This is a genomic window from Streptomyces sp. NPDC001508 (assembly GCF_040298665.1).
GTDB lineage: Bacteria > Actinomycetota > Actinomycetes > Streptomycetales > Streptomycetaceae > Streptomyces.
In genome coordinates this window covers 1-9290 of record NZ_JBEPAP010000119.1, presented here as the reverse complement: position 1 = coordinate 9290, position 9290 = coordinate 1, and the positions used below count along the sequence as shown (strand labels likewise).

The 9290-nt window shown below is 71.4% G+C and carries 9 protein-coding genes; 5 read left to right on the top strand and 4 right to left on the bottom strand.

Annotated features, from left to right (window positions below; translation table 11 throughout):
* Positions 1 to 60 precede the first annotated feature (60 nt).
* Complete coding sequence (locus tag ABT245_RS45155) at positions 61 to 258, bottom strand: class I SAM-dependent methyltransferase (RefSeq protein WP_351746808.1); 198 nt, start codon at positions 256 to 258, stop codon at positions 61 to 63.
* Here ABT245_RS45155 and ABT245_RS45150 point away from each other — a divergent pair.
* Entirely contained in the window at positions 202 to 408 is a 207-nt protein-coding gene (locus ABT245_RS45150; RefSeq protein WP_351746806.1) for a hypothetical protein, read from the top strand. The genes ABT245_RS45155 and ABT245_RS45150 overlap by 57 nt on opposite strands.
* A gap of 192 nt (positions 409 to 600) precedes the next feature.
* Here ABT245_RS45150 and ABT245_RS45145 read toward each other — a convergent pair whose 3' ends face one another.
* Both ABT245_RS45145 and ABT245_RS45140 read right to left on the bottom strand, forming a co-directional pair.
* Entirely contained in the window at positions 601 to 1704 is a 1104-nt protein-coding gene (locus ABT245_RS45145) for an NADH:flavin oxidoreductase/NADH oxidase (RefSeq protein ID WP_351746803.1), read from the bottom strand.
* A 107-nt stretch (positions 1705 to 1811) separates the two neighbouring features.
* The gene (locus ABT245_RS45140) at positions 1812 to 3272 is read right to left on the bottom strand and encodes an APC family permease (RefSeq protein ID WP_351746800.1); all 1461 of its coding nucleotides are present in this window, start codon (positions 3270 to 3272) and stop codon (positions 1812 to 1814) included.
* A gap of 244 nt (positions 3273 to 3516) precedes the next feature.
* Here ABT245_RS45140 and ABT245_RS45135 point away from each other — a divergent pair, with 244 nt between their 5' ends.
* The 4 genes from ABT245_RS45135 to ABT245_RS45120 are packed head-to-tail and all read left to right on the top strand — an operon-like array spanning position 3517 to position 7158.
* Positions 3517 to 4329, top strand: coding sequence for a polysaccharide deacetylase family protein (locus ABT245_RS45135; RefSeq protein WP_351746797.1), 813 nt, complete (start codon positions 3517 to 3519; stop codon positions 4327 to 4329).
* A complete protein-coding gene (locus tag ABT245_RS45130; RefSeq protein ID WP_351746794.1) occupies positions 4326 to 5171 on the top strand; it encodes an SDR family NAD(P)-dependent oxidoreductase in 846 nt (281 codons plus the stop codon). Before ABT245_RS45135 ends, ABT245_RS45130 begins: the two co-directional genes overlap by 4 nt.
* Positions 5168 to 5926, top strand: a complete 759-nt coding sequence (locus tag ABT245_RS45125; protein WP_351746792.1) for an SDR family NAD(P)-dependent oxidoreductase — start codon at positions 5168 to 5170, stop codon at positions 5924 to 5926. The genes ABT245_RS45130 and ABT245_RS45125 overlap by 4 nt, the downstream gene beginning before the upstream one ends.
* Positions 5923 to 7158, top strand: a complete 1236-nt coding sequence (locus tag ABT245_RS45120; RefSeq protein ID WP_351746789.1) for a C45 family autoproteolytic acyltransferase/hydrolase — start codon at positions 5923 to 5925, stop codon at positions 7156 to 7158. Before ABT245_RS45125 ends, ABT245_RS45120 begins: the two co-directional genes overlap by 4 nt.
* On the opposite strand, the gene ABT245_RS45115 is transcribed toward ABT245_RS45120, so the two are convergent.
* Positions 7131 to 8810 carry an ABC transporter substrate-binding protein gene (locus tag ABT245_RS45115; protein WP_351746786.1) on the bottom strand — a complete coding sequence of 560 codons (1680 nt, stop codon included), beginning with the start codon at positions 8808 to 8810 and terminating at the stop codon, positions 7131 to 7133. The genes ABT245_RS45120 and ABT245_RS45115 overlap by 28 nt on opposite strands.
* Positions 8811 to 9290: the final 480 nt, after the last annotated feature.

Sequence of the window (9290 nt, the reverse complement as noted above, 5' to 3'; positions counted from 1 at the left end):
CAACGTCATGCGACGGCCCCACGTCCGCACCGGCGAGACGAACCAGGGCAAACCACCGGATCACCCAACACGATCAGGCTGCGGAAGAATCGAGGCCAACGCGCACACGACTCCGTCGAACGACGCGTCGCCGATGAAGTCCAGCGGTGTCTCCGCATCGTGGATGCGCAGTTCGGCCCGGTCGCCCAGTCGCTTCCGCGCATGACTCAGCAGAGTCGCGCTGCCGTCGATTCCGACCACCTCGGCACCACCCGCCAGGAGTTCGGCCGCGTAGTGCCCGGCCCCGCAGCCGACCCGGGCGACGGCGCGGATCTACCGGCCGACATGCGGGTGATCGATCACGAGTCGGCGTTGGAGGCGGGCCTCGCCCTCATCCTGAACGGCCTGGTGCACCGCGCCGGGGTGTAGACACCCCGGTGGGCAAACGGTTCTTCCTGGACGAAGCCGGGATCGAGCACTCGGTCGTCTTTGAGGAAGACTCAGGCACCTCCAGTCGCCTCCACCCGCTCCAGCGCCCGAAGTTCGGCGCACTCCTCGCCTACGCGCGGCCGGGCGACACCGTGCACAAGGACGCCGTTCGGCGGCGCGGGAAGCCGCCTGCTACGGGGCCGCCAGGTATTGCACCGGCGTGGTCACCTCGCCGCCCAGCTCACGGGCCGCCCGGCGCGGCCAGTAGGGGTCGCGGAGCAGTTCCCGGCCGAGCAGCACGGCGTCCGCCCGCCCGCCGGCGACGATGGCGTCGGCCTGGCGCGGCGCGGTGATCCGGCCGACCGCGGCGACCGGGATGCCGGCCTCGGTGCGCGCCCGCTCGGCGTACGGCACCTGGTAGTCGGGGGAGTCGGAGATGTCCGCGTCGGGGAGGTTGCCGCCGGTGGACACGTCGAGCAGATCCGCCCCGTGGGCGCGCAGCTCCCGCGCCAGACGCACGGTGTCGTCCGCCGTCCACCCCGGCTCCGGTCGGCCGCTCTCCTGGAGCCAGTCGGTCGCCGAGACCCGGAAGAGCACGGGCAGGTGCTCCGGCCACACCGCGCGCACGGCGTCCAACACCTCCAGGGCGAACCTGGCGCGGTTGTCGAACGAGCCGCCGTATGCGTCGGTGCGGTGGTTGCTGACAGGGGAGAGGAACTGGTGGAGGAGGTAGCCGTGGGCGCCGTGGATCTCCACGACCTCGAACCCGGCGTCCAGCGCCCTGCGGGCCGCGTCGGCGAATGCCTCCACCAGTGCCTTGATCTCCGGCATGCTCAGTTCCCGGGGCACGGTCGACGCGTCGTCGAAGGCGATCGGGCTCGGGGCGACCGGGGTCCAGCCGTGGCCGTGGCCCGGTGGGATGGGGGCGCCGTCGTCGACCCAGGTGCGTTCGGTGGACGCCTTGCGGCCGGCGTGTCCGAGCTGGATGCCGGGCACCGTGCCCTGGGCCTTGAGGAAGGCGGTGATCCGGCGGAACGCCCGGGTCTGCTCGTCGTTCCAGAGGCCGAGGTCGTAGGGGGTGATCCGGCCCTCGGGCGTCACCGCCGTGGCCTCGGTGAGGATCAGCCCGGCCCCGCCGGCGGCCCGGGAGGCGAGGTGCGCGAAGTGCCAGTCGTCCGGGGCGCCGGTTCCGGGGCCCTCGGGTGCCGCGCTGTACTGGCACATCGATGCCATCCAGATCCGGTTGGGAATCGTGAGGGAACGCAGAGTGAGCGGGTCGAACAGGCTGTTGCTCATGGGCGTGCGGTGTTCCGTTCCAGGAAGGGGCGTAAGGGATCACGCGACGTACAGGATCAGGCGACGTACGGGGGCATGTGGCGTACGGGATCAAGTGGCGTTCGGGATCAGGTGAGTGGGCCCTTGCGGTCCGCGCGCAGGGCGTGCGCAGTGACCCCGGCGGGTGCGCCGGCGCCCGTGCCGCCGACGGTGTCGGCACCGGCCTCACCCTCCGCGTCGATCTCGCCCTCGTCCATCCGCAGTTCCGGCGGCCTGCGGGTGAAGCCCCGGGTGATCACGGCCAGCAGGACGATGCCCGCCGCCATCCAGATCAGGCCCACCGTGAACGTCGTACCGGTCAGGCTGGTCCACAGCCAGACCGTGCTGAGGAAGCCGAGCGTCGGCAGCAGGCCGTCCAGGAGCCAGGACAGCGGCGTGATGTGGCCGCGACGGTACAGACAGTGCTTGATTACGCTGAGGTTGACCATAGAGAACGCGGCCAGGGCGCCGAAGTTGACCATGACCACCGCGTCGTTCAGGCTCAGCACCGCCGACAGCACGGCCACCAGCGACACCAGCACCAGCGGCCCCACGGGGGTGCGGAAGCGCGGGTGCAGATTGCCGAACGGGCGGCGCGGCAGCACACCGTCACGCCCCATAGAGAAGATGATCCGGGCGACGCTGGCCTGCGAGACCATCGCGGACCCGAAGCAATTCAGCACGTAGATGAAGGTGAACGCGGTGCCAAGGGCCGCGCCGCCGACCGAGTTCATCAGCTCGGCACCCGCGGAGTCGGGGTCGGCGAAGCCGCCGCCCGGCCGCACCAACTCGCCGAGCCAGGCCATCAGCACAAACAGCAGACCGCCGATCACCGTGGTCAGCAGGATGCCCAGAGGCACGGTCCGCCGGGGATCATGGGCCTCCTCGGCGAGCGTCGACACTGCGTCGAAGCCCAGGAAGCCCAGTGCGAGGATCGCCGCGCCCCCGGTGAGCAGCGACCACTGGCCCGACCCCGGCACAAAGGAGTCGAACATCTGGCCAGGAGAGGCCTGGGTCTTTGTGCCGGCCAGGAGGATGAAAAGGAACAGCAGGACCGCCGTGGCTCCCATGATGACCGCGGTCACCCGGCTCAGGAATTTCACACCGAGGATATTGAAGGCAAGGACGATCAGTAGAAGTCCGATACTCCACACCTGCTGGGGAATCGCCGGGAACTGCGCGTGCAAATAAATTCCGGCGAGCAGGAAGGAAATCATCGGCAGGAAAAGATAGTCGAGCATCAGGGCCCAGCCGGTGAGAAATCCTACGTGCCCACCGAAGGCTCGTTGCGCGTATTTGTAGGCCGATCCCGCCTCCGGGAAGGCGCGGACCATACGGCCGTAGCTGTGCGCCGTCAGCAGCATGACCGCGAGGGCCAGCACATAGGCCGCCGGGAGGTGGCCGCGGGTCTGCTCGTCGACGATCCCGTAGGTGGTGAAGACCGCCACCGGGGACATGTAGGTCAGGCCGAACAGGACGATCGCGGGAAGCCGCAGGACTCGTGTGAGCTGAGCCTGAGGCTGCTGATTCGTGGATGGGGACACCGGCATGGTCGCTCTCCGTCGCCGTTGCTTCAACGGGGGTTCATGGGGATGTCCGTAGGGTGGCAAATCCCGCACCGGAGCCATATACGTATCTTTACGTACGCCTCCTGCAGGCGTTTTCCTCCCGGTCGTGTGCCGGACGGACCGCCACCGCCCGTACGTAAGATTACGGAATTCCCGCAACCGGCCCGAGCATTAGTGTGTTCCTCGGATCTGCACGCGATTCACGCAGAGCGAGAGGAATTTTCTTATGTGGCCGCCTGGCAGCCGCGCCGCGATGGCGCTGACCGTCGATTTCGACGCTGAGGAGATCTGGCTCGCCGAAGACCCGGCCAACGCGGCACGGCCCGGAGTGCTGTCCCAGGCCCGGTACGGCGTGGAACGGGCGCTACCGGAAATTCTCGACATACTGTCCCGCCTGGATGTGCCGGCGACGTTCTTCGTCTGCGGAGGCGACGCGGAACGTCACCCGCGCGCGGTGGAGTCCATCGTCGCACGGGGCCATGAACTGGGACACCACGGGTTCACGCACCGCTCCCCGCACCTGATGAGCCGTGACGAGGAGGCCGACGAGCTGGGTCGCGGACTGGACGTGCTGCGCCGCTTCGCTCCCCGGATCCGCGGCTACCGGTCACCCTCCTGGGACACCAGCCCGAACACCCTGGACCTGTTGGTCGAACAGGGGCTCGACTACGCCTCCAACCTGATGGACGCGACCGCGCCCTACCGGCACCCGGCGCACCACATCGCCGAGCTGCCGGTGCACTGGATCCTCGACGACGCCCCACACTTCTGGTTCGACACCTCCAGCTGGGACCGGACGATCCGCTCCGCCCGCGAGGTCGCCGAGCTGTGGCAGGAGGAGTGCGACGCCGTCCACGACCAGGGCGGACTCGCCGTCCTGACCGTCCATCCGCAGATCATCGGCCGGCCCGGACGACTGCGCATGCTGGAACGCTTCCTGGCGGCGCTGCGCGCCGACGACGGGATCTGGTTCGCGCGCGGCGCCGAGATCGCCGACCGCGCACACGCCGCCACCCCGGCCCCGGCGGAGACCTCATGACCGGCCTCGACGTCCGGACCGACGACAACGACGGCACGATCGCCAGGGCGGCCCCGGTCCGTTCGGCGGCGCATCCGCGCGGCCGGACCGCCGTGGTCACCGGCGCGGCGCGCGGCATCGGCCACGCCACCGCCCGCAGGCTGGTCGCCGAGGGCTGGCGGGTCGTCCTCGCCGACCTCGGCGCCGAGGTCGTGGACGCGGCCCGCACCCTCGACCCCTCCGGCCGGTACGCCACCGGGGTCATCGCCGACGTCTCCCGCCCCGAGGACGCCGAGCGGCTGGCCGCCGTCGTCGCCTCGGTCTACAACGGCGCCGACGCCCTGGTCGCCAACGCGGCAGTCGGCGGCCCCGAGGCCGCGCTGCTCGACACCCCCGACGCCGAGATCCGGCAGGTCCTCGACATCAACTTCTTCGGCGTCCTGAACTGCGTTCGTGCCCTGCGGACACAGCTGGAGCGTGGACCGCGTCCCGGCCGGATCGTCGTCCTGGCCTCGCTGTTCGCCCAGGTCGCCACCGCGGGCGCCGGCGCATACAGCGCATCCAAGGCCGCCGCGCACTCTCTGATGCGCACCCTCGCCGTCGAGATGGCCCCGCACTGCATGGTCAACGCCGTCGCCCCCGGCTACATCATGACCGAGATGCACCGTGAGGAGATCGGCAACCGGGCCCGCCGCAGTGGACACACCTTCGACGAGGAACGCTCCGTCCTGGCCGCCTCCGTGCCCCTCGGCAGGCACGGCACCGGAGAGGACGTCGCCGACGCGATCCGCTACCTGCTCGACGGGGCCGACTACATCACCGGCCACACCGTCAACGTCAACGGAGGGCTCTACACCTCATGACTGACACCCACGCCGCCCCGCCGCACCCCCAGCGGCTGGTGGTCACCGGCTCCGGATCCGGGATCGGCCGGGCCACCGCCCTGCTCGCCGCCCGCACCGGCTGGTCCGTCGCCGGCCTCGACCTGACCGGACCCGAACGGCCCTGCACCCGGGACGGTGTGCGTACTGTCCGCTGCGACGTCACCGACGAGACATCGGTTGAGGCCGCCTTCGCCGTCGCCGACGACCTGTGGGAGGGCATGGCGCCCACCGCCGTCGTGCACTGCGCGGGCGTCTACCGTTTCAAGCCCGCCGTGCGCACTACCGCCGCCGACTGGGACGCCGTGCTCGGCATCAACGCGCGAGGCTCCCTGCTCGTCGCCGCCGCGGCCGGCCGCCGGATGACCGCCGCTCCCGGACCGGGCAGCGTGGTCCTGCTGTCGAGCATCGGCGCGGTGCGCGGCGACGCGGGCGAGCCGAGTGCCGCCTACAGTGCCAGCAAAGGCGCCGTCGTCTCCCTCGCCCGGCAGCTCGCGGTCGAATGGGGACCCGACGAGGTCCGCTGCAATGCCGTCCTGCCCGGAGTCATCGACACCCCGATGACCACCGTCACCCAGGACCCGGACGCCTTCCGTGAGGTCGTGCGCCGTATCCCCGTCGGACGCACCGGGACGGCCGAGGAGGTGGCACGGCTGTGCCTCTTCCTCGCCTCCGACGCCGCCTCCTTCGTCAACGGAACGGCCGTCCCCGTGGACGGAGGCCAGAGCGCCGCATGAACACGCCCCCGGCCGACACCTCGGCCGCGCCCCCGCTCCCCCCGACCGTCCGCGTCCACGGCGGCCCTGCCGAGCGAGGACGGCAGTACGGGAGGGCAGCGGCCGGACGCGTACAGCTCTCGCTCGCCCACTACGAACGTGTCTACGCCACCTTCGCCGGTTTCACCTGGCGGGAAGCGGCCGACCTCGCCGAACGGTTCGTCCCGGTGATCGACGCCTTCGACCCCCGGCTGCTGGAGGAGATCCAGGGCGTCGCCGACGGCGCGGGCGCCCGGTTCGCCGACATTCTGGCTCTCAACCTGCGCACTGAGATCCTCTTCTCCGGCAAGGCCCGCAAACTCGCGGCCGACGGCACCGGCTCCGATTCGGGTCTCCCGGGGCGCGGCGAGTGCACCTCCTTCTGCGACCTGCGCGGTCCGCGCACCCTGGCCGGCCAGAACTGGGACTGGATCCCCTTCGCCCACGGCACCATCGTCGTCCTGGAGGCGGCGCCCAGCACCGGCCCGCGCTGGGTGTCGGTGGTGGAGGCGGGCCTGCTGGCCAAGTTCGGTGTGAACGCGGCCGGCCTGACCGTCCTCACCAACGCCCTGGTCACCTCGATCGACCGGGGCGAGCCGGGCATGCCGTACCACCTGCTGCTGCGGGCCCTGCTGGACGCCGGATCCGTCAGGGAGGGCGAGGAACTGCTGCGCGCCGCTCCCCGGGCCTCCTCGGCCAACTACCTGCTGGTCCAGGCGGGCCGGGGCATCGATGTGGAGGCCAGGCCGGGCGGACCGGAGGCGATCGGCGTACGACGGGCCGGGCCGGGCGGACTGCTCGTCCACGCCAACCACTTCGACGCCCTCGACCCGGCCGACGCCCTCGACCACGGCCCCCGGGTGATGCAGGACACCGTGTTCCGCCGGGAGCGGGCGCTGGAACTGGCCGCCTCGACCCCCGAGCCGTCGGTGGCCGGCTGGCACCGGATCCTCGCCGACCACGCGGGACACCCGGACTCCCTGTGCTGTCATCCGAACCCGCGCGACGCAGAACTGGACCGCGGCTCCACGGTGGCCAGCGTGATCGTGGAACCGGAGGACGCGGTGCTGCACCTCGCCCTCGGCCACCCCTGCTCCACACCCCGCCGGGTCCTGGACTGCCGTGGCTTCTTCGCCGGCACGGGGGACCGGGTGCCCGTCCCGGCGGAGACCGCGGCGACGCCCGCTCAGGCGGACAGCGGCACCGACTCCTGACGGCTGCCGGACATCCGGTAGGTGAGGGTCGGCTGCGCCAGGCCGAGGTCGGTGGAGTCGTAGGGGAAACCGGCCGCGAACTGCCCGGGAGAGGCGAACAGATACGTCCCGTTCACGCCCCGGTACGCCTCCGACCGCAGATACTCACCGATCACCGCCGGACGCAGCGACCCGGTCACGGACACCGCCGTGTGCAGCATCCGTACCTGGTCGTAGGCGGCGCTGGCCTGGGTCCACCCCGGCGGGACACCGAACTGCCGGGTGTACGCCTCGGCGAACCGCTGACCGAGCGCGTCGTCGGACCGCCCGGTCACCGTGGACCAGGTGAGTCCGCCGCCCCCAGGCTCCAGATATCGGGCGAACCCCGGCAAGGACGGGGTGTAGATGTGGTACGACTCCTGCCCCGGACGGGCCCGGGTGAGGGCGTTCTGCACCTGGGCGGCGGTCTTCGGGGACACGTGTGACACCACCACCAGGTCCGCTCCGTCCCCGAGCGCCTCCGCCGCCACCGCGTCGGCGTCCCGCACCGACAAACCCACCCGGGCGACCGCGGTGACCGCCCAGCCCACCTCGCTCACCCGGGCGCTGAAGCCGGCGCCGGTGATCGAGCAGCCGTAACCGTCCAGCTCGATCACCGCCAGCCGGCCCCGCCCGCACCGCCCCGCCGTGTGCGCGCGCAGATGCGCGATCAGCGCGGCCTGGTAGGCGTTCTCGGACGGGCAGCTCTGGAAGACGTGCCGGTAGCGCGCGGGCGCCGACCGGACGGCGTCCACACTGTGCGTCCAGGAGTTGGTGTGCAGGAAAATCCGCCCGTAGTCCGCCGCGAAGTCGAACACCGCCGGGCTGAACGCGCTGGCGTAACTGCTGGTGATCGCGTCGACGTCCTGCTCGACCAGCATCGCCAGCCCCGCCCGTACGGACACCTCCGACAGCGGGTCGATGGCCACCATCACGTGTTCCACCGGCCGGCCCCCTTCCCAGGCCGGCGCATTGACGTCCCGCACTGCGAGCGACGCGCCCCGGATGGTCTCCTCGCCGTCGACGGCGAACGCGCCGCCGAGCGCGATGGTGCCCACCCGCAGCGGACGCCGGCCGCCGCTCACCCGGCGCAGCCCCGAGGGGCGCGACGGCTCGTCGGCGGCCAGCCGTTCCAGGTCGAGCACCCTGATCCCGGACCCGCGGTCCACCCCACCGGGCAGCGGCAGCCGCACCAGCTCACGGTCGACGGCCATCGCGCCGAGCCCGGCCCTCGACTCCTGCCCCGTCTTCCTCAGCAGCCGCTCCACCTGAGTGGTCACCGTTCGCACACTGGTGCCGAGCCGGCTGGAGATCTCCCGGTTGGACAACCCCAGCGCGACCAGCGACACCACGTCCACCTCCCGGGCCGTCAGCCCGGCCGGCGGACCGTCCAGCAGAAGGAGGGCGACCGTGACGGTCGGCCCGCGCCGGATCCGGCAGCGCGCCCACCGGCCGTTGCCATACCACAGGAACGAGACCGACTCCAGGTCCGACCGCTCGAACGCGGCGATCCGGCGGAGCAGTTCGGGGTCGTGGACGGCGGAACCGGTCAGTTCGCGCACCGGGCCGGAGGCGAGTTCCCAGGTCTCCTCGGCCACCGGCCGGGATCCGTCCGTCGGGCGGTGCACTGACATCGGCTTCTCCCTTCGCCGGGCGCCGTTCCCCTGGAACAAACCGGACACCACTTCGCTGCGTGAAGTATGCATTCAACCAGGAACCGGACGACAGGGGCGTCGGGTGGGAAAATCACGCGGTACGACGGCCCCCGCCGGCACCACAGGCAGCGGACCGGGCGCCTGCTCATCCGGTGTGACCATCGCCCGCGGCAACATGGACGGTCGGGACGGTGATCTGCCGGTCGTCGCCACCGCCGTAGCCGACCGGGCCCGGCGGCGCACTGATTCCGTTCGCTTCTGTGTGTTTCCGGTGTGCCGCCGACCGGCGTCGTCGCTGCCTGGCGGAAAGGGGGCGTCCTCGGTCGGCTCGATGGCCTCCTGCGCCGGCTGGTGCGCGGGATGCCGAGCCGAGTGTCTGTGCCCTGGATGCCGGGAGCGCCGGGATCTCGGCCGATGCGGATCACCGCGGCCGGCGCTTCCGACAACGCCGGCGGCAGG

Coding starts and splice junctions, on each gene's coding strand:
- ABT245_RS45150 (WP_351746806.1), top strand. CDS start 202: ATGACTCAGCAGAGTCGCGCTGCCGTCGATTCCGACCACCTCGGCACC.
- ABT245_RS45145 (WP_351746803.1), bottom strand. CDS start 1,704: ATGAGCAACAGCCTGTTCGACCCGCTCACTCTGCGTTCCCTCACGATT.
- ABT245_RS45140 (WP_351746800.1), bottom strand. CDS start 3,272: ATGCCGGTGTCCCCATCCACGAATCAGCAGCCTCAGGCTCAGCTCACA.
- ABT245_RS45135 (WP_351746797.1), top strand. CDS start 3,517: ATGTGGCCGCCTGGCAGCCGCGCCGCGATGGCGCTGACCGTCGATTTC.
- ABT245_RS45130 (WP_351746794.1), top strand. CDS start 4,326: ATGACCGGCCTCGACGTCCGGACCGACGACAACGACGGCACGATCGCC.
- ABT245_RS45125 (WP_351746792.1), top strand. CDS start 5,168: ATGACTGACACCCACGCCGCCCCGCCGCACCCCCAGCGGCTGGTGGTC.
- ABT245_RS45120 (WP_351746789.1), top strand. CDS start 5,923: ATGAACACGCCCCCGGCCGACACCTCGGCCGCGCCCCCGCTCCCCCCG.
- ABT245_RS45115 (WP_351746786.1), bottom strand. CDS start 8,810: ATGTCAGTGCACCGCCCGACGGACGGATCCCGGCCGGTGGCCGAGGAG.